This is a genomic window from Acinetobacter sp. 1207_04 (genome assembly GCF_052850415.1).
Map to the genome: position 1 here is coordinate 1 of NZ_VXCQ01000024.1, position 25,038 is coordinate 25,038.

Consider the following 25,038-nt stretch of genomic DNA (forward strand, 5'->3'; position numbering starts at 1 on the left):
AATGTTTCCTCGTCAAACGTGTTCTCAATTAACTCTGTGCAGAGTTTTGAGTAGAAGGCGGTGTGATGATTTTTTCTTCACGTTTGCTTAAGACCAAATGTGAAATCATCCCAATACAAATGCCCCAAAATACTGAGCTAAATCCTAAAAAGTGCATGCCTGATACTGTGGCAAGAAAGGTGATTAATGCAGCATCACGTTGTGATTCATCTTTCATGGCAACTGAAATATTGGTGGCAATTGCCCCAAGCAACGCAAGCCCTGCAAGCGCAGCGACCAATTCTTTAGGTAAAATGCTAAACAGCATGACAATACTGCCGGCAAATAAGCCGCCCAAAATATAAAAAATACCATTGGCGATACCTGCGATATAACGTTTTTCTTTTAATTCGTGTGAATCTTTACCTGTGCAAAGTGCGGCGGTAATAGCTGCCAATACAATGGTGATACCGCCTGTGATTGCCACAGCCAACGACACAATACTTGCAACGCTGAGAATGGGTTTCGCAGGGGTGTTATAGCCACTGAGTTTTAAAATTGCCATGCCTGGTAAAAATTGTCCCGTTAAACTGACAATGGTGAGTGGAATGGCAAGGTTTAAAGTCGATGACCATGTCCATTCAGGCATAATCAATTCAGGAATGGCTAAAGAGAAATTCATGGGTACAGGATTGATTTTTCCAAAGAGAACACTCAAGGCAATTCCTGATAATAAAACCCAAATAATCGCATAGCGTGGTGAAAAACGTTTTGCCAATAAAAAACATGCCAACATGCCAAAAACGACATAAGGCATACTGTCCGTGGCTTTGAATAATCCCACGCCAAATTGGAACAAGATGCCTGCCATCATGCCAGCAGCAACACCATGCGGAATCCATTTTAAAAGTTTGTCAAAAGAACCTGTAATGCCAATGAAAAAAATAATTACCGCCGATGTAATATAAGCAGCCACAACTTCATTGAGTGAAATATGAGGAAATAGAGCCACCAATAATGCCGTACCAGGCGCTGACCATGCAGTAATAATTGGTGCTTTATATTTGATGGAGAGAATAATCCCCGTAATCGCTGCACCAATCGAACTTCCCCAAATCCATGAGGCCATCATGGTGGAAGATACATTTGCTTGTTGTGCGGCTTGAAAGAAAATAATCATCGGACCAGCATAAGAAATCAGCACGGCGAGGAAACCTGCGACCGTAGCTGACAGTGACCAATCTTCTTTTAATGTTTTAATCAGGGTTGCCATTGTATTTTGCCTCCATGCATTCAATGATCCTGTGAATGTTGAGTGGATCAGGGTTAACCCTGATCGCCACCACCAACAGGAACGACCGTACCTGTCATATATGAAGAATCATCGGAAGCAAGGAAAACAATTGCATTCACTTGTTCTTGAATCGTGCCGTAACGGTGCATAAAGCTACGATCAATGGTTTGATCAACCACTTCTTGCATCCATTGCTTTTCATTATCTGTCAATGGATTGGCATTACGTGGCACTTTACGTGGCGGTGCTTCTGTACCACCCGTTGCAACTGCATTTACACGAATACCGTCTTTTGCATGTTCAAATGCTAAAGCAGCCGTTAAAGCATTTACACCACCTTTAGAGGCAGAGTAAGGCACACGGTTAATCCCACGTGTCGCAATGGAAGATACATTAACAATCGTACCTTTCTGACTTTTCAGCATTTCTGGTAAAACTGCACGACAACACCACATGGTCGGGAACAATGAGCGATTAACTTCTTTGATGATTTCTTCTTCTGAAAATTCTTCAAAAGGTTTCATCCAAATTGCACCGCCAACATTGTTGATGAGTACATCAACACGACCATAAGTTTCAATGGCTTTGGCAACCACAGACTGAGCGCCTGCATAAGTTTCAAGATTGGCTTTGACAATAATCGCATCGCCATCTTGTGCTTCAATTTCTGCCAATGTTTCTTCGACAAAATCAGATAAATCGGCTAAAACAACTTGCGCACCTTCGCTTGCAACTTGTAAGGCAACTCCACGACCGATGCCTTGAGCAGCACCCGTCACAATTACAACTTTATTTAAAAATCTTTCTTGAACTGACATTTGAATCGCTCTCAATTAGTTTGCTGAGAATTTTTCGAATAAGAAATTAGCAGGTTTTACGCCTTCAGCATCCAACCAACCACGTACAGCATCAACCATTGGCACAGGACCACATAAGTAAACGTCTACATCGCCGCCATTTAACCAGTCATTGTCGATATGACCTGTCACATAGCCTTTACGCTCATGTGCTGAATCAGGTGATGCCACAACTGTGCGGAATTCGAACCAAGAGAGTTTTTCTTGTAATTTTTGTAGTTCTTCAATTGCCACCAAGTCAAAATCATTGGTCACACCAAAGACTAAGCGGACAGGATGTTCAGAGCCTTTTTCTTCTAATACTTGAAGCATTGACATGAATGGTGCAATACCTGTACCGCCTGCAAGCATGACGACAGGGCGTACAACATTACGTAAGTAGAAGCTACCAAATGGACCAGTAAAAGTCATTTTGTCGCCAACTTGAACAGTTTGGCTTAAAAAACTACTCATTTTGCCATTCGGTACGTTACGTACGACAAAACCTGTTAAGCGATTGCCTGGTTTTGAACTAAATGAATATGAGCGTGTTTCTGTTGTCCCTGGAATGCCAACATTGACATATTGACCTGCAAGGAAGTTAATAGCAGGTTGACCTTCATCAAGCTGAATATCAAAAGTAATAGTTGATTCTGATAGGTTTTCTACACATGCCAAAGTGCCTTGGTAAGCGTGAATTTCTGTTTTACACACATCAGATGAGGCTTGTATTTGGAACACAGCATCAGAAGTTGGTTTACATTGGCATGCCAAAATATAACCTTGTGCGGCTTCTTCAGGAGTTAATGCATCTTCAATATAAAGTTCTTCAGGCATATCATATGTACCCGATTCACAAAAGGCACGGCATGTACCACATGCACCATCACGGCAGTCTAGTGGAATATTGATTTTTTGACGGTAAGCTGCATCAGAAAGTGATTCGCCTTGAGTCACTGAAATAAAACGTGTTACGCCATCTTCGAACTGAAGTGCAATATTGTGGTTTGACATGGCTGAATATCCTTTGAAAACTTTAGAACTTGGGGAGACCTCTAGTCAAAATTCCATTTGACTAAAGGTTTGTTCAGGATGTGTGGCTAACTGAACCAAAAGTACTTAGAGATGGAAAATGTTAATTTAGAGGTGATAAATATCGATCACTTGATTGATGTAATCGTTTTTCAGCACCACATATTTGCTTAAAATTTGTGCCTGATCGCCCGATAAATCGATTTCGTAGCGTGACATGCCAAAGTAGCTATACGATGTCTTGTAACGGAAACTTAAAGTGTTCCAGTTAAAGCGAACAACGACTTTATCTTCATGGCGTTCTAAAATCTCAATGTTGTTTACATTGTGACAGGTACGTGTATCGGGCATAGTTGCAGAAGAGCGTTCTGTTTTAATACGGAATACACGGTCTTCTAAACCTTGACGATCAGGATAGTAGATCAATGAAATTTCTTTTTGTGGATCAGTGATTAATGTGTCATCGTCATCCCAAGCTGGCATCCAAAAGGGTGCAGTTGGTGCATAACACTGTAACCATTCATCCCATTGTTCATCATCAAGTAGGCGAGCTTCTTTAAAAAGGAATTGGCTTACTGATTCAAATGTTGCGTCAAGATTTGCATTACTCATGCGTGATCTCCTTGTTCAGCCAAAGCTTTTTCAGATTGAATTGCCTTTTTAACCTCAGTTAACCAGTACTGATGCTGTGCAAGATATAAGCCTTCATCTTCAGTTTTAATACATGAAAGTTTTGGTTTTAAACCAATTTCGTCAGCAACTGCATCTGGACCTTGAACCCAATGCTTAGAACCACGGCACATATCGTTCCACTCAAGTTCAATACCTGCGTAGCCTGTTTGACAAGCACGGAATTCTTCTAAGTCATCTGGTGTTGCCATGCCTGATGCATTAAAGAAATCTTCATATTGGCGAATACGGCGTGTACGTGCTTCTGGCTCTTCACCGACAGGTGCAATACAGTAAATCGTTACTTCAGTTTTATTGACAGAAAGTGGACGAAGTACACGGATTTGTGAACCAAATTGATCCATTAAATACACGTTTGGATATAGACATAGGTTACGTGAACGCTCAATCATCCATTTCGACATTGCAGGGCTAAACTTCTCTGCATATTCTTCCGCTTTTGGGAAGTTAGGGCGGTCTTCTGGGTTTGCCCATTGTGTCCAAAGGAGCATATGACCATTTTCAAAGCCGTATGAACCACCACCTTGTTTACCCCAAGAACCTGCGCTCATTGCACGAACGTTGTCCGCGGCTTCTTTTTCTTTACGTTGTTGCGTTGTTGCAGCATAGTTCCAATGAACTGCTGAAACGTGATAACCGTCTGCACCGTTTTCAGAGGTCAATTTCCAGTTACCTTCATAGGTATAGGTCGATGCACCACGTAAAACTTCTAAACCTTGATCAGACTGACCCACGATCATGTCGATGATTTTTGTGGTTTCACCTAGGAATTCTGTTAAAGGTAATACATCTTCGTTTAAGCTACCAAATAAGAAGCCTTTATAGTTTTCAAAACGAGCTACTTTTTTAAGATCGTGAGAACCTTCTTTGTTAAAGCAGTCTGAATAACCTGCATCAGATGGATCTTTAACTTTTAATAATTTACCAGAGTTGTTAAAAGTCCAACCATGGAAAGGGCAAGTATAGGTTGCTTTATTACCACGTTTGTTACGGCAAAGCTGTGCACCACGGTGTGAACATGCATTGATCATTGCATTTAATTCACCTTGGCGGTTACGTGCAATTAAAATCGGTTGGCGACCAATATGTGTCGTGTAGTAATCGTTATTATTTGGAATTTGACTTTCATGTGCCAAGTAAACCCAGTTGCCTTCAAAAATATATTTCATTTCAAGGTCGAATAGGGCTTGATCAGTAAATACTGAACGATGAAGTTTAAATTCACCTGTTTCAAAATCGTCTACAAGTAATTCATCAATACGGTCAAGATGGCTGGTATTAATAACAGGAATACGTGGCATGATCGCCTCTCCAAATTTTAGCTAAACCCAAGAAATATCAGCGCAATAAGCAAACTGATATCTCTGAACTTCTGAGTAATTAAGCGCTAGCGCGACGACGATCAACTTCAGTTGAAGGCGCACCTTGTTTATCTGCAACCAATTCAACATTAAATTGAATGTGTTTGAATGCACCCGTTAAACCACGGCGTGCGATTTCAGCTTCATCAGTCACATCAACAGCAGTTGCGACTAAGCCATCACGTGTTGCGAATGCGAAGTCATCCCAAAGGTATTGGTCGCCTTCAATGTTGAATTGCGTAGTCAATTTACGGAAACCAGGCGCAGTTACGAAGTAATGAACGTGTGATGGACGGTTACCATGACGACCTAATTTGTCGAGTACAAATTGAGTTGTACCTTGTGGAGGGCAGCCATAACCGACAGGCATTGTGGTCAGTGCTGTATATTGACCATCAGCAGCAGTAATTACTGAGCGACGTAGGTTAAAATCAGACTGTGATTTATCAAAGAACGAATAGTTACCTAAACTGTTTGCATGCCAAATTTCAACTTTAGCACCTTCAATAAGGTTACCTTCAGCATCTTTCACTGTACCGTCGATGATTAAAGTCGGGATTTTCCCTTCTTCTGAGCCATCATCCATACGTGTGAAGCTTACAGTTTCAGGTGCACCTGCAACATATAAAGGACCTTCGATAGTACGTGGTGTACCACCTGTGATACCTGCTTTAGCATCAGCCTCATCAGCACGTAAATCTAAGTAATGCTCTAAACCTAAACCTGCTGCTAATAAGCCAAGTTCATTTGCTTGACCTGCATCAGTGAAATACTCTAATCCTTTCCACAGTTCCGTTTGTGAAATGTCTAAGTCTTCAATTGCTTGGAATAGATCTCCAACTAAACGAACAACAATTTGTTGAGTACGTGCATCAACTGGACCAGTTGCTGTATCAACATTCATTTTTTTAACTAAGATATCAATTGCTTGACGATTCATACTATAACTCCTTGAGTATGCTTACGATGGTGGCTCGCTTCTTTAAATTAATTTGAAGCTTGGCTGCCACTTTCCTTGTTACGCGATTTTGTAAACCCTCTGGATGTATTCCAGATTTAAGCGTGTATAAAATTTTATAACCGCTTAATTTTTTAATTAACGATCATCTTCATGGATTGAAGATGGGTGGCGATTTAATGCCATTACTTCAATATTCATGTATGGATAAAGGGGAAGACCTTGCAAAATGTTGTGCAGTTCTTCGTTACTTTCGACATCAAAAATACTGGTGTTTGAATACTGACCTGTAATGCGCCAAATGTGACGCCATTTACCTTGACGCTGTAAATCATGAGAATAAGCTTTTTCTACAGCTTTAATTTCGGCTGCTGTTTCAGCGGGCATATCCTTTGGGATATTAACGTCCATACGTACTTGAAATAACATGCGTAGCTCCTAATTACTGACGGCGTAAACGGTCGATTTTGTCTTCATCCATTTCAATGCCTAGACCAGCACCTTGTGGAAGATGAAGTTCAAAGTCTTGGTATTGCAATGGTGTTTTTAAAATATCATCGGTCAATAACAACGGACCAAACAGTTCGGTACCATATGCAAGATTGTCGAATGTAGAAAATAAATGTGCTGATGCAATGGTGCCGACAGGACCTTCAAGCATGGTGCCACCATACAGATCAATTCCTGCAAGATGGGCAACAGTTGATACATCACGACCTTCAATGAGACCACCTGACTGTGCAACTTTGACTGCAAAGACAGAAGCTGCATTATTTTTAGCAAGGCGATAAGCGCTTGATGGACCCATAAGAGATTCATCAGCCATAATGGCAATATCAAAACGTCGAGTGAGGTGTTCCATGGCATCAATATTGTCAATGGCACAGGGTTGCTCAATCAGATCCACACCGCCATCTTGTAATAGCTGAATACCTTTAATTGCCTCTAATTCTGACCAAGCACGGTTTACATCAACACGAATTGAGATGTCTTTGCCCAAGGCTTTTTTTATTGCTAGAACGTGTTCAACGTCTGCTTCAACAGCACGAGAACCAATTTTAAGTTTGAAAACATTGTGGCGTTTTGCCGCAATCATTTTTTGAGCTTCAGCAATGTCTTTTTCGGTATCGCCAGATGCCAATACCCAAAGTACAGGTACGCTGTCACGTAAACGTCCACCTAAAAGTTCAGAAAGCGGTAAATCTAAACGTTGTGCTTGAATATCAAGTAGCGCAGTTTGAATGGCACATTTAGCAAAACGATTGCCATTGATATTTTTATTTAAGGCACGCATGGTTTGCGCAATATTGGGCAACTCTAAAGATTTCAGTAAAGGCGCAAAATAAGTTTCAATATTGGTTTTAATGCTTTCAGGACTTTCTTCGCCATACCCTAATCCACCGATTGTGGTCGCTTCACCCCAACCGATAAAACCGTCTTCGGTTTCAATTCGGATGAGAACAAGGGTTTGTGTCTGCATTGTCGCTACAGCCATCTTGTGAGGACGAATGGTCGGTATCTCGACAAGCAATGTTTCGATGGATTTGTACATATCTACTCTAAGCATTCTTGCAATGTGTCTTTCTTGTGGTATACCTTAAAGGAATGCTAAAATACTGTCGAAGACCATTTTTGCATTTTAATATATTTTAAAGGTATGAAGGTTCATGGAGCTAAGACATTTACGCTACTTTGTTGCTGTAGTAGAAGAACAAAGTTTCACAAAGGCAGCGGAGAAATTATTTATTGCTCAACCGCCACTCAGCCGTCAAATTCAAAATTTAGAAGCAGAGCTAGGGATTGCTTTATTTGAGAGAGGAAGTCGCCCTCTCAAAACCACACAGGCAGGACACTTTTTTTATCAGCATGCCGTCAAAATACTGACCAATGCGGAAGAAGTGAAATCGATGACTAAGCGTATAGGTATGGTTGAACGTACTGTAACGATGGGTTTTGTCGGATCATTGCTCTATGGTTTATTGTCTAAAATTGTTTTCTTATATAGACAGCAACAACCACATTTAAAGATCGAATTGGTTGAAATGACGACTTTGCAACAAGTGAAGGCGCTCAAAGAAGGGCGTATAGATGTGGGTTTTGGGCGTTTACGAATCTCAGATCCTGCGTTAAATCGACTATTATTGCGTGAAGAGCGGTTAATGATGGCCGTGCACTCAAGCCATCCTCTTGCGGTACATAAAAAAGGCGTTTATTTGGCAGATTTGGCAGATGAAACAATTTTTTTATACCCCAATAATGTCACACCTAGTTTTGCTACGCATGTACAAAACTTGTTTGCAGAGTACAACTTGGAACCAGAAAACCTGAAACACGTTCGAGAAATTCAGCTTGCCTTGGGGTTGGTGGCAGCGGGAGAAGGGATTTGTATTGTTCCCGAGAGCACCCAAACGATCCAATTGGCACATTTAAACTATATACCTATTTTAGATGAAACAGCGATCAGCGCAATTTTCATGACATTCCGAAATTTAGATGAAAGTGAGGATATTCGTTCTCTTATTGATTGTATTTATCAGGTTTATGACTTAGAAGCATTTAAATATGATCGCACCTTCATTTAAAAGATAGAAAACAGGGTAGACTTTGGTCTACCTATTTTCTTTAAAGAATAATCATTCAGAATAAATAATCAAAAATAATTATAGACTTTAGCATACAGGGTTATTCAGTCTGCTTATTTTCCTATAAACAGTGCCTCCTTACGAAAGATTTTTTCTTTGTCATGTATGAAAAGTAGCGTTATGACTCATTGAGTTTGTGTCAACAAGACTTCTAGCTGTGTAAATTTTGTAATTATTTTTTTAAATAATTTGATTAGAAAAACTAACTATTTTAGGTTTTTTTATGGGATTTATATTTGTGTGGGTGATTTTCAACCAACTCAGAAGGTATATATATAGATAAATTCGGTTTTGGACATTTTATCTGTACTGCCTCACAGTACGCACAGGATTTGAAGTTATTTCATTTGCAGGAGGCAGACGATGGAAGCCGGAAAATTAAATATTAATACACTCATTGATGAGGCGAAATTTACGCCATTTCATTGGGGTGTTTTATTTTGGTGTTTATTGATTATTATTTTTGATGGTTATGATTTAGTTATTTATGGGGTTGCACTTCCGCTTTTGATGCAGGAATGGGGACTCAATGCAGTACAAGCAGGTTTACTTGCGAGTACGGCACTTTTTGGCATGATGTTTGGTGCAATGTGTTTTGGGACATTATCCGATAAAATTGGTCGCAAAAAGACTATTATGATTTGTGTGGCAATCTTTAGTGGTTTCACATTTTTAGGTGCATTTGCTTCTAATCCAACGGAGTTTGGTATTTTACGCTTCCTTGCAGGTTTGGGTATTGGTGGAGTGATGCCAAATGTCGTTGCACTAATGACTGAATATGCGCCTAAACGTATTCGTAGTACTTTAGTTGCACTAATGTTTAGTGGTTATGCGATTGGTGGAATGAGTTCAGCTTTGCTTGGAGCTTGGTTAGTACCATTACACGGCTGGCAAATCATGTTCTATATTGCGATTTTACCGTTATTGGCGTTGCCATTGGTTTGGAAGTTTTTACCTGAATCTTTAATGTATTTGACCAATAAAAAAGAACTTGAAAAGGTCAGTAATATTGTACAAAAAATTGCACCTGAGCAAGCGATTACAACACAGACTCAGTTTGTACTGGATGATGTAACTAAAGGTGATGAAGCACCATTAAAGGCATTATTTCAACAAGGTCGTAGTTTCAGTACATTCATGTTCTGGGTTGCTTTCTTTATGTGCTTGTTAATGGTGTATGCATTGGGTAGTTGGTTACCAAAACTAATGATTCAGGCAGGTTATTCACTTGGTGCAAGTATGATTTTCTTATTTGCACTTAACATTGGCGGTATGGTTGGTGCAATTGGTGGTGGGGCATTGGCAGACCGTTTTCATATTAAAAAAGTACTCACAATTATGTTTATGAGTGGTGCTATTGCCTTAATTTTACTTGGCTTTAATAGTCCACAAATAGTTTTATATACATTAATTGCTGTCGCAGGTGCTGCAACAATTGGTTCACAAATTTTACTGTACACTTTTGTCGCGCAGTACTATCCATCAACTGTTCGTTCTACGGGCATGGGTTGGGCGTCAGGTATTGGTCGAATTGGAGCAATTGTAGGACCTGTGCTTACAGGTGCATTATTAACAATGAATCTTCCACACCAAATGAATTTCCTTATGATTGCAATTCCAGGCGTTATTGCTGCACTTGCAATATTCTTGGTCAATATGAAAGCATCTGTAGATGGCAAAATTGCACATCAAGCTCAAGCCGCTGCTGAAGTCAAAACCGCAAACATCAGTTCACATTCATAAGTAACCGTCACTTGGGTTATCAAACGATCTTGATAACCCAAAACCTGATCAGTGTTCACTGATCAAGAAATTATCCCCTTAACTTAATAATCAGGAAAGATTATTTCTTTCTCAGGATAGGTATGTCCGTGAAAAACTTAAATATGAAGGCATTAAGCCTAGCTATCACTTTAGTTTCAATGACTTTTGCAACACAAAGCTTTGCACAGCAGACAGATGCTGTCACTGCAGAAAATAAACAAGATATTCAACAATTGCGCCAAGAAGTGCAAGAATTACGTCAATTACTACAATCTTATAGCCAAAGTAATACGACCATAACAACACAGGTTACAAGTCCTGTTGCATCTGTAGCTGTTGTAAATAGTCCGACAAAGGCTGTGGAACCGCCCAATGGTATATTGAGCCTTGCTAAAGCAGAAGTTAAAGTTTACGGAAATATTCGTTTAGATGCTTCTTATCAAGCAGAAGGTGGCAGTGCTTCGCGCTTATATAATCAAATCAATACTGTACCGTTAAAAGGAGATAAAGAACGTTCTGATGAATTTAAATCGACACTTTCAGCAACACGTATTGGTTTAGATTTTAAGAGTCCAGTGTTAGATCAAACAGTTTCGGGCAAACTTGAAATGGATTTTTTGGGCGGAGCAGGTTTAGACAATTTACGTATTCGCCATGCTTATTTGAACTATAACCAATGGTTGATTGGTCAAACATGGTCAAACTTTGCAGTACCAGATTATATGCCTGAAACCATCGATGCACTGGGCTATGTCGGCGGTTCAGTCAAACGCACACCTCAAGTTCGTTATAGTTATACGATTCAACCCGGCTCACAATTGGTTGTTGCAGCAGAAGATCCGAAAGATAGTACGGTTCAAGCACGTTTACCTGCATTGACTGCACGTTGGAATCAAAAAATTGGTGATGACTTAAATATGAGTCTACGCACTATGGCACATGAAAAACGTATTGAAAGTAATGAAGAATGGTCATGGGGTGTAGGTTTAGGGGCAAAATATGATTTCACACCACAAACCAGTCTGAAAGCAGATTATTACCATGTCAAAGGTGACAGCAGTTTTGTGTCATGGGCAAACAGTGGTGTGGTAAAACAAGGTAGTGAAATTGTTGCACTCAGTGAATTTGACTCAATTACTGTCGGTGTAGCACAAAAAATTAATGACAAAACTCGTGCAACACTGGGTTATGGCTATATGAAGTTTAAAGAAGATCAGACATATATCGTAGCTTCACCACAAGCCAATAAAGAATTATGGCAAGCGTGGGTAAATGTGTTCTACAGTCCAGTGAAGCCAATTAGTTTTGGTTTGGAATATGTGTATGGTGAGCGTGAAGTATTTACAGCCTTAGAAGATGGTACAAAAAAGGGTGAAGACAACCGTGTAAGTATGTTGGCTCAGTATAATTTTTAAAGTATTTTTTTTAAAAAATGTGAACCATGAGTGATTAGATTCATTTTTATTCACTACTCACTTAGCATAAAACAGGCGATTGATTTTCAATTGCCTGTTTTTTTATAAATAATGCAGAGCAACATGCTATATTTTGTAGAGGCTTAAATATTGAAAATAAATCACGTAATAAGTAGATAAAATATGCAAAATATAGGTTTTAAAATAAGTGTACTGGCTTTTATATCTGGTGTTATGACAGCTTGCGCCCATGTTCCAATATTAAATACCAATAATTCAGTTGTAAAATCAGTCGAAATATTTTCTAAAAAACACAATGTGCTCGATTTAGACACTGTATTGGAAACGGCTTATCAACGGAATAAACAACCAGTGGTATTAGCACCTGCCACAGATTCATCTGAACAATATTTTCATCAATTTCCCAACACATTGCTTGAGTCGAATGTTTTGGCGTTTATGCATCCAGTCATTACATATACGAATGTTCAAGGTGAATTTCGCTATTTAGTCATTATGGAGACCGCTAAATATTATGATGGATATATCAGTAGTTGCAGAGCATGTTCAAGTCAGGTGGATATACTGGTCTATAAAAAGCAGGGGAATCAATTTGTACTGACTGGATTGGCGAAAAATCAAGAAGATATTCCATCTTCAAATGGACATCTTATGTTAGATTTTCAAAAACAGTTCAAAGAAAATGTGCAAAAATTTGGCGCAAACATGATGGGCAGTTATGTATATGCGACATTTACTGGAGCAGGTGGTCAAGAAGAGTCATTATGGTATGGTATTTTACTTCCTGATGATGCTCAGCCTCAAGCGGTTCAAATTGGACATGCAGGAGGGAGTACCGCAAGTTTTTATGCAGATCGCCCTGAAATGGCGTCCACTGTGACTTCTACATTAAAGGTCATTCAGAATCAGTCTGTGTATTTCCCGATTGAGGTTACTTATATTGATGAGAATCAGCCGAAAAAGCCGTATAAAAGTATCTTTCAATATGAACCTTCTCAGCAGTTTTATGTGGAGAAAAAGGTAAATTGGACAGATTGATATTGAAATTATACTAATTTATTGAATGTATCTTTTAATGTTTATATAAATGGGTAGCTACTCGATATTTATTAAAAAATGCTTTGTTTTTAGCCTATTATTTTATATAAAAGAATTCATAAAGATTAAAAATGAACTAAAACATCAAGTAGAGATCAATAAATGAGAAGATTACCCGTATATTTATTATTAGATACTTCAGGTTCAATGCACGGCGAGCCAATTGAGGCTGTCAAAAATGGTGTTGAAATCTTAGTTTCATCGCTCAGACAAGACCCTTATGCGCTTGAAACGGCATTTTTATCCATCATTACTTTTGATACTCAAGCAAAACAGCTTACCCCATTGACTGAAATTGCTATGTTTCAGCCACCTCAGTTACGTGCAACGGGTACAACACAATTGGGTGATGCGCTTGCATTGTTGGCAGATAAAATAGATCAGGAAGTGCAAAAAACCACACACGATATACGTGGTGATTGGAAACCTTTGATTTTTATTATGACGGATGGTGCACCAACGGATGATTGGAAAAAAGGTCTAGCACGCTTAAAACAGGCAAAAACAGGTATGGTGATTGCTTGTGCAGCAGGTCATAACGCAGATACGAGTATTTTAAAGCAAATTACTGAAGTCGTTGTTGAATTAGCGACAGCGGATTCAAATACCATTAAAGCCTTCTTTAAATGGGTATCTGCAAGTATTTCTACAGGTAGCCAAAAAGTCGATGCAGGACAAAAAGAAGTATCAGGTCTAAATGATTTACCACCGCCACCACCTGAAGTTAACGTTGTTCTATAACTGATATATCATGGAAAAAAATATATAAAAAGGAAAATAAAATGGCAATAACCTTAGCAAAAGGTCAAGGACTGACACTGGAAAAATCTGAGCATAATTTATCTCTCGTTACCATTGGTTTAGGTTGGGATATTATTGAGCAGAAAAAAGGCTTTCTAGGTGGGCTGTTTGGTGGTGGAGCTGAAGAGCATGATTTGGATGTCGTGGCATTTTTGTGTGATAGTAATAGTAAAGTGAAAGATTTGGGTTGGAATGCTCAAGGACAAGCGACTTTGACAAATAGTGATGTGATTTATTTTAATAATCAAAGACATCGTTCAGGTCAAATTTGGTTAACAGGCGATAATCGCACAGGTGCGGGTGATGGTGATGATGAGCAGATCATTGTTAAATTAAATACCCTTGCACCTGAATATCATAAGATCGTTTTTATTGTGCAAATTTATAATGCTACAAAGAATAATCAACATTTTGGTCAAGTTAAAAATGCATTTATTCGTGCTGTAGATGGTTCAGGTAAAGAGATGGTTCGTTTTGATTTGTCTGGTATTGGACAGTATGATCAACAACGTTCATTATTATTTGCTGAATTGGTTAGACAAAATAATGGCTGGAAATTTAATGCTGTCGGAAATTCATCGACATCCGATAATTTTGTGGAATGGCTAAAAAAATATAGTTAAAAAATGATTTAATTAATATTAATGTAAAGAGAGCTTTATGCGTCGTTTACCTGTTTATATATTGTTGGACACTTCGGGTTCAATGCGTGGAGAACCCATTCACTCTGTGAATGTGGGTTTACAGTCGATGCTCAGTGCATTACGACAAGACCCCTATGCACTTGAAAGTGTGTATTTGAGTGTGATTACCTTTGATCTGGAAGCGAAAGTTTATTTGCCTTTAACGCCACTTGATCAAGTGCAAATTCCTGATTTAGATGTGCCGAGTGCAGGGGCAACATTTATGGGGGCTGCGCTTGAATTATTGGCACAGGAAGTTGGGCAGCACGTTCAAAAAAGTACGGATGATGTGAAAGGTGATTGGCGTCCATTATTATTTCTAATGACTGATGGCTCGCCTTCAGATGTCTATGCGTATCAACAAATGCTTCCAACCATTAAACAGTTAAATTTTGCCACAATTGTTGCCTGTGCAGCAGGCCCGAAAGCTAAAACAGAATCGTTATTACAACTGACCAGTCAAGTCGTTGTTTTAGACAGTATGGACTCAAACAGCTTTGCAAGTTTCTTTAAATGGGTTTCTGCAAGTGTTGTTGCAGGCAGTAGTAGTGCAGGCGTGACGGATTCAATTTCATTGCCACCGCCACCTGCTGAAATTCAATTGGTTTTATAAGTTGAATATGTTTTTTTACTTACACTGTATGTGAGAAAACCAATACTTTGTAAATAGAAAAACTTGCGTTGTTCTGTAAAAATAAACAGGTGGAAGTATGCGTAGATTGCCCGTATTTTTTGTACTTGATTGCTCTGAGTCTATGGTGGGAGAGCCGATAGATTCTGTGCAAGAAGGTGTTGAGCTGATTTTAAGTGGCTTAAGAAAAGATCCGTATGCTCTTGAAACAGTTTATATTTCTATTATTGCTTATGCAGGCATTGTACGTACCTTAGTTCCTTTAACTGAACTCTTTGCATTTAATCATTTTAGCTTTCCTTTAGGTGGTGGAACGCATTTGGGTAAAGCTCTTGATCATTTGGGGCAAGAAATTGATCGTTATGTACTAAAAACCACGACAGAGGTTAAAGGTGATTGGAAACCCATGGTTTACATTTTTACTGATGGTCGTCCGACAGATGAATATGAGCAAGCAATTCAGCGTTGGAATATGCAATATGCCAATAAAGCTACAGTGGTTGCCATAGGACTTGGTGCAGATGTTGATTTTTCTATATTGAAGAAAATCACTGAAAATACCATTTCGATTGATCAAATTACTCCTGAATATGTCAAAGGGCTATGTAAATGGATTACTGCTTCCGTTGTGTCGCAAAGTATTAGTGTGGGAAGTAATCAGCAGAAGAATGATTTACTACCTTTAGATGAACGTTATATGCGTTTAGCAAAAGATGCTTTATCCATCAGTAAAAATAAGGTCGATGAAAATTGTGCAACATTTGTTGGACGTTGTCAGAAAATGGGTAAGCCTTATATCATCAAATATACCAAGAACTTACAGTATAAAAGTCCTGCCGATTTAAATATCAATATTTATAATTTTAAGCTTAATACCTGTAGTGTTATTTCAGAAGAATATTTTACGTGGTCGGATCATCAAGCACCAAATAAGCAAATTAACACAGCAGAGTTGGATGGATTTCCTGAGTGTCCGCACTGTTTTGCTGAAACGGCTTTTGCAGTCTGTGGTTGTGGCAACTTGATGTGTTATGACGGTTACCGAGAATCTGTGGTATGTCCATGGTGTCGTCGACAAATTAGTTTTTCATCGGGTGGTGGTGACTTCGATCTTACACGTGGACAGGGTTAGTCGTTTAGGGTTAGATTATTTCGTATCAATATCAATTTAAAATGCATTTTTGCAATATGAAATTCGAATAAAATAAACATGAGGCTGAACATGGACGGTGATGTATGCAAAATCAAGAAAATTTTGGAACACAATTCATCTGAGTTTGATGAGCATTTTATTCAATTTTTATTGCAAGATTCGCAGAATTTGAAACAACTTTCAAAATTAATCAATGAACTTGAAAAAGTAAAAGCATCTTCAAATTATGACTCATTGATTGATGAGCCAAGTCGCCCTGAATCGCACCTAATATCTGAATTTGATGTAGAAAATGATTTTAAAACCGATTCAAAAACTGACTCTAAAATCATTGAAAAACAAGATGTCGCCGTGATCACTGATTTTATTGATGAATATACGCAAGAACAAGAAAAATTGCAGAGTGACTTAAATTCAATACATCAAGAAACGATAATTGTAGACGTTGAACAACCAATCACAGCAAGCAATGAGCAGGTGTCTGAAAATATGATTCCTGAAATTGTTGTTGAAGAGGACGCAGTCGAGCCGATAGAAAATGTCCCTACGGAAATAGAACAAAATAGATTAGAGATTGAAAGCGTGTTTAGACGAAGTAAATATGAAGATGTAAAATTTCAAGTCGATAATGCTCGAGTTGGGCAAGCCTATCAATCGAAAATTACGGTGATTTCGCCACATGATACAAGTGAAATCAGCTACAAAGCAGATAGTTTTAAATTCCCCAATACACAGTTTTATTTTGATGAAGATACAAAAAGCATTCATGGTCAGCCAGTAGAAGCAAATCTCATTGAGTTTAGTTTTCAATTTATTGCTGAGGGTGAAACCCGATCTGCACAGTGTCGACTCAATGTTATTGCCGACCCACGTAGTTTATGGAAAGTGATTGAACCTGAGTCAGGGCAGGAGTTTGTTAAGGTTCATTTAGATCAAGCCGTTATTGAAACCCCGAACTATAAAATAGTCGCTGCAAGTCGCCGTGGACGTTCACATGAACATGCGGGCTCATTTCGTGATGATGATTTTGCGATTCATTTGATTGAAGATAGCTCTTGGTCGATCATTACTGTAGCGGATGGTGCAGGCAGTGCGAAATATTCTAGAGAAGGTTCTCGAATTGCAGTAGATATTGTACAGAATGAATTTAAGCGTTATCTGAACCCCTATACGATAGATGATCTAAACAATGATTTAGCCAAATGGCAAGTGGGTAGTCAAGATGACGTTACCGTTGGTGTAGCAACGAAATTAAATCAACAATTTCATCATGTTTACTATGAAATCTATAAATCCATTCTCAATCAAATTGAGCTACAAGCGACAGATTTAGGCGCAAATACCAAAGATTTTTCAACGACATTATTAGTCGCAGTCGTCTGTAAGTTGGCTGATAAAACTTTTGTTAGTACATTCTCTGTGGGAGATGGTGCAATTGCGTTATATAGTGAAAGCAATTTACGTTTAATGAATGATCCCGATGGTGGCGAATATGCAGGGCAAACCCGCTTCCTTGACCGTAGCATTACGCATGATTTTACCAATAGATTAAAGATTGGTTGCTTTACTGATGTCGATGCCATTTTGCTCATGACTGATGGTATTTCAGACCCGATTTTTGAAACAGATTCAGGCTTGTTGAACTTTGTGAAATGGCAAAAATTGTATGCTGAGCTTGATCCACTCATGCAAATTGAATCTGCTGATACGGCTTTATTGGAATGGATGCACTTTTTTACACCAGGGCATCATGATGACAGAACCATAGCTGTCTTATGGAATAAGCACTCAAGTTAAAATACGTCACCGTTATATATATTGTATAAAAATAGATGCTTAGGTAAAAAATATGTCAGCAAAAATTATTAAATGCAAAACTATTGATGGTCGGGATATTGAGTTTGTCGACGAAATTATAGGTTCAGGAGCGATGAAAGATGTGTATTTTTCACCTGATCGTAGTTATGTCGTGTGTTTTTTTAGCAAAGAAAAGAATAAGTTTTATGATTCAAAGGCAACACTTGAACAGCAAAAAGATCGTTTAAAAGAAATTGTCGGTAATAAATGGCAAGGGATTTTTAATGGTGTCGGTGGAGAATATTGGAAAAACATTTTCTGTTGGCCTGACGGTTTAGTTGAATATAACAATTTATTAGGCATAACTGCACCAACTTATAAAAATCAATTCTTCTTTGAGTTTGGCTCTAAAAATAATGATTTTTTACAAATTAAAGGCAAAGAAAAAGAAGGAAAATGGTTTGCAAGTGCAAATAATCAAAATAAATTTTTAGATGAACGTGAAAAAGGCAATTGGTTAAATTATTTAAAAATAGGTATTTTAATTGCACGTGCAGTACGTCGTATGCACGCGGCAGGTTTAGCGCATTCAGATCTATCTTATAAAAATGTCTTGGTCGATCCTGTTACAGGCAATGCCTGCGTGATTGATGTCGATGGCTTGGTTGTTCCAGGTAAATACCCGCCTGATGTGGTGGGAACACCTGATTTTATTGCCCCTGAGGTGGTGCGAACGAGTCATTTATCGAAAGACAATCCTGACCGTTTTCTACCGAGTATCGCCACAGATAAACATGCCTTAGCTGTTCTGATTTATATGTATTTGCTGTATCGCCATCCGCTGCGTGGCGGAAAAATTCATGATATGAGTGATCCACAAAAAGATGAAACTTTAGGCATGGGTGAAAAAGCACTCTTTATTGAACATCCAGCAGATCATTCTAATCAGGTGAAAACATCACAACTGAAAGTGAGTCAACAGCCGTGGGCAGATCCTGCAAAAGTACCTTATACCGTGACAGGCCCGTATTTATCTGAATTGTTTAAGAAAAGTTTTATTGATGGTTTACATGATCCTGCAAAGCGTCCTTCAGCCAATGAATGGGAAACTGCTTTGGTGAAAACGGTAGATCTTATCCAACCGTGTCGTAATCATCGTTGTGGTCAGAAATGGTATGTTTTTGATAATTCGACTCAACCTGAATGTCCATTTTGTCATACTCCATTTAAAGGTAAATTACCAATTTTGAATTTGTATTCTGCACGGCAACAAGGCAATTTTAGATCCGATAACCATCGTTTAATGGTGTGGACAAGACAGTCCATTTACGCATGGCATGCCAATAATTTAATTGCACCGAATGAACGTTTGACTGCTGATCAAATTAAACGTAAGGGTTATTTTGTTTTACATAATGATGTGTGGTGGTTGGTGAATGAAGACTTGCCTGATTTAACCGATGTGGCGAATAAAACCGCAATTCCAATTGGTGGAAAAATTGAACTAAAAGAGGGCGTACAGATTTTATTTTCCAAAGAAGATGGTGGACGTCTTGCTGTGGTGCAAATGGTTGAAGCATAAAAACTCCTTTTCTTGTGATATATATTGCTTAAGAATGAGGAGTTAGCTTGGTAAGAGGATAGAGAGAGCTTTAAATAAAAACCCTCTCCCTTGCGTAGCAGTGCGACTCAGCTCCTGAAAGGTAAGAGAACACTCATATCTAAAACTTAATTTGTTTAATTAACAATTTCGCTAAAAGGATAAATCCATTTATATTTACACTGATTTCGCCATATGCTGCGGTTTTACCAAGCCAAAGGTTTTATAACGTAATAAAATCATTTCAGCCCAATTTTTATGTGTTGCAGGTTCAATCATCGAGCCATGACTTTTAAATACACTTTTTGCATCATGTGCCAAAATCAATTGAGCTTCTTGAAATTCTTCAGCTTGTACTTGAAAAGATTGATGAATATGTTCAATTTGCTTCGGATGAATAGCGGTTTTGGTATAAATCCCGTTATTCATATCTTGTTCAATTTCTTGTTTGAGTAAATGGATATTCTCAAAATGCTCACAGACAGGAGAACTCAATTGAAATCCATTCGGAATGAATAATCCTGCAAGTTGTGAAATCAATAGTCCTACAGGAGTCTGATAAATCGTGGTATTTTTTGGACGGCGTAAATTCAGGCATGACAGCAGATCATTGCCACCAATTCTTAAACATAAAGTTTTATGAAAATCATATTTGAGTGCCTGATAGAGCTCAATATTATGTGAGACATCAAATATTTCTTTGGTTTCAAGTGTCGGCATATATTGTAAATTGGCAGGTAAAATATCCATCCAGTTTTGTAAACTTGCCATATTAAACTTAGGTAAAATCATGCCGTTATAGGTTTGGTTTAAATTCCAATCGACAATATGTTTCGCCATTTCAACATTTCTTGGTCGAATAAAAATGGCAGGGGCTTTTAAATTTGGTTCATCAAGTCTTCTTTGCAGTAAATGTTTTAAATTGACCATTGCGGTCTGTACATCTTTTTCCAAGACAGCATCTTCTAAACAAACTGCTAAAGACTGAATGAATGGGAATTTTTCACCTTGTGTGACCTCCCAAAGTTGCTCATGAGTCGCAGGGATATACATGGTTGCGCCAAGTTCAATCGCATGTTGCAGTGCTTTCATTGATTTTTCTCAACTCTTTTTATCAGTGTGACTGCATGATAAGGACCTAATTTTGAACCTAAAATATCTACAGGAATATTTTGTTCACGTGCAAAGTGTAATAACAATTGAACGTGAGGATTGTTTGCATCTTTAATGAGAATTTTTTCAGGCACTCGTCTCAGCACTGCTCGTGTTGCTTCAGCAATACTGGGTTTGATGTAATTAATATTGGAAATGGAATATTCTGTTTTAATCCATTCAATGGTTTCAGCACAAAATTGTTGTTGCTTTAAGCGAATCGAATTGTTCCAAACTACAGTATCAACTTGTGGATTTAAATAGATTTTTTGCAGTATTTTTTCAATAAAGTCGACTGATAAATCATACGGCTTCAAGTGGTCATAGATTAGGCAGCTGTGCCATTTTTGTGGATTATAACAATCATTTTGAGCTTCTTCGAGTGCAATAGGCTGCTTTAAAATAGTTCGAGAGGTTAAACCTGAAATTACCGAACCGAGCATGCCAAAAGGAATCAGCCAATCATCACTGCTTGCGCTTAGCCATGAATAACCACCTAAGTCGGATAGAGTGACTAAACGAGGAATTTGCCAATTTTCATCAAATAATTCAGGGATATGCTGTACATTTTGCGTTAATTCTTTGCAAATCGCTCCTTTGCCTGTCCAACCATCGACAAAGACAATATTTTCAGCGCCATGTTGCGAAATGATCGCTTGTAATGCACCAAAATCAATGCCTCGATCTCGAATAATACTGATGCCGTAATGATAGCAAACTTGCTTTTTTTCAATGCAATGCTTGAGTAAAACGCCCAGTGGTACGCCTGCACGCACTAAACTAATCAATACCAAAGGTTGATTTTCAAAGCGTTGTAGTAATTGATTGGCAATTTTTTGTACTTCTTCTGCGAGGCGTTGTGAGCCTTGTTCAAACGCATATTGGAAATGTTGCATTTGTGCTGTAGAAGGTGGATTTTCTACACTAATCATTTGTGAATAATGCATTTTCCCCGATTGAATCAAATACTCTTTTTCTTTGACATCAGTCGGTGCAATATCATCAATTTGCATGAGAAAAGTTACATCTTCAGGGCGATATGAACCGTGAAAACCTAATTTAGTGAGTTTTTCATTGAGTGGTGATTTCACACGCTCAATGTCGTCAACTTGACTTTTTTCAACCAAATGAGAGAGATTAGACATGACCTAAATATCCTTTTGTGTCAAAATCTTGAGAGAGTTTGGTATTTAAAAATGTATCAAGTTGACTTTTTTTCGGCATACCGTACCAATCACAGCTCGTCAAAAATCCTGCATCAGAAAGGCTATCGCCTAAGCCTAAAATAGGGCGTTCACGTTGTGGATCGTGTTTATTGATATAAAATTCAACAGCACTTTTCTTGCTGACATGATGAGGGATAATTGCGAGATTATTCCCATTAATATGCACATAACATTGATCAAGAATATTTTGAGGCAGTTTTTCAAGCAGTTGATCTAAAAATAATTCACCAGCTTGTTTTTGTTTAGCAACCGCATAAATGGCTAAATTATTCTCCACCAATGTCCAAGTGCGAACTTCACCTAAATCTTTGGCATATTCATGTAAAGCATCGGCTAAATCGACCAAGGCATCATGCAGTTTGAGTTCAGATTGTTGTTGAATTTCAACCCATTCCAAATCAACATTTAAGTTATGGTCTAAAATAGTACCGCCATGTGAACAAACCGCACCATATTGAAAGGGCAACTGCACACGCTTAAAGCCTTCTACAGAACGTGCTGTCACAGGAACAACATCGGCAGATTCAAGCAACCAATTGACAAAAAATTGTTGTTTTTGATTCATATAAGACAGCGGTTCACCATGTTTATCAGTGGTAGCAATTTTATGCTGTGCAGTCGGTTGTTGCTTACGATGTGTTTGAAACAGTGTGTCATCTAAATCCACAAAAACAAGAGGCTTATGATTCATAGCTAATCACTTCTAAATTTTTAATTTGTTCAAATAGGCTAGGATCGACACTATCTTTTGCAGTTTCAATCACTAAAAGAACACGATCAAAATCTTGATGTTTGACGTTATAGGCAAAATTGGAAATATTTAGCCCATAATTATCATGAAAATGGCAAATGCTTTGAATTGCATGTCCTTGCATAATCGGTGAACGCGTGGTTGAACTGAAATAAGTTTCAGCACCTTGTTGTTCGAGTTTTTCAGCGATTAAAAAAGGAATCCAACTAAACTCACCTGAGCCTAAAACTAAAATTTTCTCGCCTGCTCGGTTAATTTTGACATTTTCCCATGCGGAACATTCTAAATAACACGGTTCACGTCCCCAATCACTTGGTGCAATAATCTTACCAGCTTGTTGTTGCGTTGAACTGACATTGACTGTTTCAAGGTTGACTTGACGATTGTTCGCTTTCCATTCCCAATTTCCATGCAGTAATGAAATCACATCGACTGGAATATCTAAATCATCAGTTTTGAGGCGATCGGTTGCCCAATTGACCAAAGTTACCAAAATAATGCGTTCAATTTGATTTAAGCCAGATTTCTGTAAACTCTCAATCAGGTTTTTAAATGTTTTTCCTGTGGAAATTTCATCATCTATAAGAATTAATGTTTTTGCATCAATGACTTTTTGATGTTTTTCAGTATCATGGCTACTTAAGATAAATTGATCTTGAGCATGACTATGTTCTTCTAAGAATAAACCCAAGGTCGGTAAGGTCGAAACTGGATGTCGAGTTGTGGTTAAAAAGATGGCATTTTGCCCATAGTCTTTTTTCAGTTCACGATAAACACCTGCGCCTAAGCCGACAGCCGTTTCAGCCATACCCACGACACAGATTGGACCTTGTAGATCTTTAGGAATTAAATCCGCTAAATCTTCGTAGCTACGTTTCATTAGTGATGGAGGAACAGGGATATGTTTTCCTAAAACTTTGGAAACAAATAAAAAAGCTCTTTTAGGATTAATTCTTTCAGCAAAATCGAGGAGTCGATCTAAATTCCATTCTGCATGGTGATGATGGACTTGAACATTGATACTTCCACGGCTTAATTCTATTTCTTTCATCTAAATCAGAGATCCATTTTAACGCTATAGCTTAGCGGAAAAGCTTTTACGGGAGATTGTGGTTCATTACGTTGTAATTGCAAATTCAATTTTTCAGCAATAAGTTCTGCGACTAAATTCACGCCTGTATGTTTGCTATAGGCAAATCCACCTGCAGGACGAGGGTTAATTTCTAAAATGTGCCAATTTAAATCTTGATCTTGTTTAAATTGAATATTAATCAGTCCATCACATTGGAAAAGCGCAACGAGTTCTATACACGTTTGATGACATGGATGCTCTAAATAGCACTCCTGAAAGTAATCGTGCTTAATACGTGTGACTTGTGCAATAATTTTTCCATTGCTACAGGCAATATCAACAGAACATTCACGACCTGCTAAATAAGGCATCACTAAATATTTAATGGGTTTTTCTTGCTGACTATAAGCTTCAATAAACTGTTGCGTATTACATTTAAATGCAGACTCAAAAGTCTTAAAATAATTCACATGATTTTGTAAGCGTAAAAATCCTGCGCCATATACGCCATACACAGGTTTTACACACAATTCAGTATGTTGCTGTTGCAGTTCGTCAATAGCGATTTGCAAAGATTCAGTCGAGTTTGCTAAACGTGCAGGAATCGCAGGTAAGTTTTGAGCTTCACACTTGAGGGTAAACTGATATTTATTGTTGATGAGATCGTGGAAGTCATGATTGACGGCACCTGTAATCAGCGTAATTTGATGTGCTTCAAACTCGGGACGCAAGGATTCAAGATACTGGCTATGTTTACCCGCAAAGAGAATGTTAATGTTGTGTTCAATACATTTTTGCAAAAGCCACGGTGCACTTTCTGAAATTTTCGGTTGTTCAAAATAATGCTCTAAATTGACGAGTTCAGGTCGATTACGACTGTGTGACGTATAAACAATCAATTGGTCGGATAAATTTGAATTGTTGAGTAATTCAATGATATCAATTTGACAAGAGTAGCACTCTGCGATCCATATTTTATATTGCTGTAGCACGTTTTTTTCAATCTCAGAATAAATGTTAAAAATAAAAAAATCAGTGCGATATTATAGTGTAAAAATTCTAAAAACATTTAAATTAAAATT

At 38.2% G+C, this 25,038-nt stretch carries 23 protein-coding genes; 10 read left to right on the forward strand and 13 right to left on the reverse strand.

Features of this window, described 5'->3' with window-relative positions; all coding sequences use genetic code 11:
• Window positions 1-28: 28 nt before the first annotated feature.
• From benE to FW754_RS15770, 8 genes are all read right to left on the reverse strand, one after another.
• Entirely contained in the window at window positions 29-1,252 is a 1,224-nt protein-coding gene (gene benE, locus FW754_RS15735) for a benzoate/H(+) symporter BenE (RefSeq protein ID WP_409512689.1), read from the reverse strand.
• Between the two features lie 53 nt (window positions 1,253-1,305).
• On the reverse strand, window positions 1,306-2,091 hold the full coding sequence (gene benD, locus FW754_RS15740; protein WP_409512688.1) for a benzoate diol dehydrogenase BenD: 786 nt from the start codon (window positions 2,089-2,091) through the stop codon (window positions 1,306-1,308).
• 15 nt (window positions 2,092-2,106) lie between these two features.
• Complete coding sequence (gene benC, locus FW754_RS15745; protein ID WP_409512687.1) at window positions 2,107-3,123, reverse strand: benzoate 1,2-dioxygenase electron transfer component BenC; 1,017 nt, start codon at window positions 3,121-3,123, stop codon at window positions 2,107-2,109.
• A 126-nt stretch (window positions 3,124-3,249) separates the two neighbouring features.
• Window positions 3,250-3,753, reverse strand: a complete 504-nt coding sequence (gene benB, locus FW754_RS15750; RefSeq protein ID WP_409512686.1) for a benzoate 1,2-dioxygenase small subunit — start codon at window positions 3,751-3,753, stop codon at window positions 3,250-3,252.
• Window positions 3,750-5,132, reverse strand: coding sequence for a benzoate 1,2-dioxygenase large subunit (gene benA, locus FW754_RS15755; RefSeq protein ID WP_446325179.1), 1,383 nt, complete (start codon window positions 5,130-5,132; stop codon window positions 3,750-3,752). The genes benB and benA overlap by 4 nt, the downstream gene beginning before the upstream one ends.
• Before the next feature lie 79 nt (window positions 5,133-5,211).
• Window positions 5,212-6,132 (reverse strand): catechol 1,2-dioxygenase, encoded by a 921-nt coding sequence (catA, locus tag FW754_RS15760; protein ID WP_446325180.1) that lies wholly within the window; start codon window positions 6,130-6,132, stop codon window positions 5,212-5,214.
• Window positions 6,133-6,288: 156 nt separating this feature from the next.
• Window positions 6,289-6,579 (reverse strand): muconolactone Delta-isomerase, encoded by a 291-nt coding sequence (catC, locus tag FW754_RS15765; protein WP_409512683.1) that lies wholly within the window; start codon window positions 6,577-6,579, stop codon window positions 6,289-6,291.
• A gap of 13 nt (window positions 6,580-6,592) precedes the next feature.
• Complete coding sequence (locus FW754_RS15770; RefSeq protein WP_409512682.1) at window positions 6,593-7,702, reverse strand: muconate/chloromuconate family cycloisomerase; 1,110 nt, start codon at window positions 7,700-7,702, stop codon at window positions 6,593-6,595.
• A gap of 115 nt (window positions 7,703-7,817) precedes the next feature.
• Between FW754_RS15770 and FW754_RS15775 the strand changes: the two genes are divergently transcribed.
• The 10 genes from FW754_RS15775 to FW754_RS15820 all read left to right on the forward strand — a co-directional run bounded on the left by FW754_RS15775 (window position 7,818) and on the right by FW754_RS15820 (window position 19,737).
• Window positions 7,818-8,732: a LysR substrate-binding domain-containing protein gene (locus FW754_RS15775; RefSeq protein WP_409512681.1), complete on the forward strand. Its 915-nt coding sequence runs from the start codon at window positions 7,818-7,820 to the stop codon at window positions 8,730-8,732.
• A gap of 423 nt (window positions 8,733-9,155) precedes the next feature.
• A complete protein-coding gene (locus FW754_RS15780) occupies window positions 9,156-10,535 on the forward strand; it encodes an MFS transporter (protein WP_446325181.1) in 1,380 nt (459 codons plus the stop codon).
• Between the two features lie 122 nt (window positions 10,536-10,657).
• On the forward strand, window positions 10,658-11,971 hold the full coding sequence (locus tag FW754_RS15785) for a DcaP family trimeric outer membrane transporter (RefSeq protein WP_446325182.1): 1,314 nt from the start codon (window positions 10,658-10,660) through the stop codon (window positions 11,969-11,971).
• A 234-nt stretch (window positions 11,972-12,205) separates the two neighbouring features.
• A complete protein-coding gene (locus FW754_RS15790) occupies window positions 12,206-13,030 on the forward strand; it encodes a hypothetical protein (protein WP_446325183.1) in 825 nt (274 codons plus the stop codon).
• Window positions 13,031-13,192: 162 nt separating this feature from the next.
• Complete coding sequence (locus FW754_RS15795; protein ID WP_409512677.1) at window positions 13,193-13,831, forward strand: vWA domain-containing protein; 639 nt, start codon at window positions 13,193-13,195, stop codon at window positions 13,829-13,831.
• Between the two features lie 41 nt (window positions 13,832-13,872).
• On the forward strand, window positions 13,873-14,514 hold the full coding sequence (locus FW754_RS15800) for a TerD family protein (RefSeq protein WP_446325184.1): 642 nt from the start codon (window positions 13,873-13,875) through the stop codon (window positions 14,512-14,514).
• Window positions 14,515-14,551: 37 nt separating this feature from the next.
• The gene (locus tag FW754_RS15805) at window positions 14,552-15,187 is read left to right on the forward strand and encodes a vWA domain-containing protein (RefSeq protein WP_446325185.1); all 636 of its coding nucleotides are present in this window, start codon (window positions 14,552-14,554) and stop codon (window positions 15,185-15,187) included.
• Window positions 15,188-15,284: 97 nt separating this feature from the next.
• Window positions 15,285-16,337 (forward strand): TerY-C metal binding domain-containing protein, encoded by a 1,053-nt coding sequence (locus FW754_RS15810; RefSeq protein WP_446325186.1) that lies wholly within the window; start codon window positions 15,285-15,287, stop codon window positions 16,335-16,337.
• 90 nt (window positions 16,338-16,427) lie between these two features.
• Window positions 16,428-18,155, forward strand: coding sequence for a PP2C family serine/threonine-protein phosphatase (locus FW754_RS15815; RefSeq protein WP_446325187.1), 1,728 nt, complete (start codon window positions 16,428-16,430; stop codon window positions 18,153-18,155).
• 52 nt (window positions 18,156-18,207) lie between these two features.
• On the forward strand, window positions 18,208-19,737 hold the full coding sequence (locus FW754_RS15820; protein ID WP_446325188.1) for a protein kinase domain-containing protein: 1,530 nt from the start codon (window positions 18,208-18,210) through the stop codon (window positions 19,735-19,737).
• Between the two features lie 195 nt (window positions 19,738-19,932).
• On the opposite strand, the gene FW754_RS15825 is transcribed toward FW754_RS15820, so the two are convergent.
• From FW754_RS15825 to FW754_RS15845, 5 genes are read right to left on the reverse strand one after another with little or no spacing between them, the layout of a single operon-like run.
• Window positions 19,933-20,847 (reverse strand): HpcH/HpaI aldolase/citrate lyase family protein, encoded by a 915-nt coding sequence (locus FW754_RS15825; RefSeq protein WP_409512671.1) that lies wholly within the window; start codon window positions 20,845-20,847, stop codon window positions 19,933-19,935.
• A complete protein-coding gene (locus FW754_RS15830; RefSeq protein WP_446325189.1) occupies window positions 20,844-22,052 on the reverse strand; it encodes a cysteine protease StiP family protein in 1,209 nt (402 codons plus the stop codon). The genes FW754_RS15825 and FW754_RS15830 overlap by 4 nt, the downstream gene beginning before the upstream one ends.
• Window positions 22,045-22,824, reverse strand: a complete 780-nt coding sequence (locus tag FW754_RS15835) for an HAD family hydrolase (RefSeq protein WP_446325190.1) — start codon at window positions 22,822-22,824, stop codon at window positions 22,045-22,047. Before FW754_RS15835 ends, FW754_RS15830 begins: the two co-directional genes overlap by 8 nt.
• On the reverse strand, window positions 22,814-23,935 hold the full coding sequence (locus FW754_RS15840; protein WP_446325191.1) for a phosphoribosyltransferase domain-containing protein: 1,122 nt from the start codon (window positions 23,933-23,935) through the stop codon (window positions 22,814-22,816). Before FW754_RS15840 ends, FW754_RS15835 begins: the two co-directional genes overlap by 11 nt.
• Before the next feature lie 5 nt (window positions 23,936-23,940).
• On the reverse strand, window positions 23,941-24,948 hold the full coding sequence (locus FW754_RS15845) for an ATP-grasp domain-containing protein (RefSeq protein ID WP_446325192.1): 1,008 nt from the start codon (window positions 24,946-24,948) through the stop codon (window positions 23,941-23,943).
• Window positions 24,949-25,038: the final 90 nt, after the last annotated feature.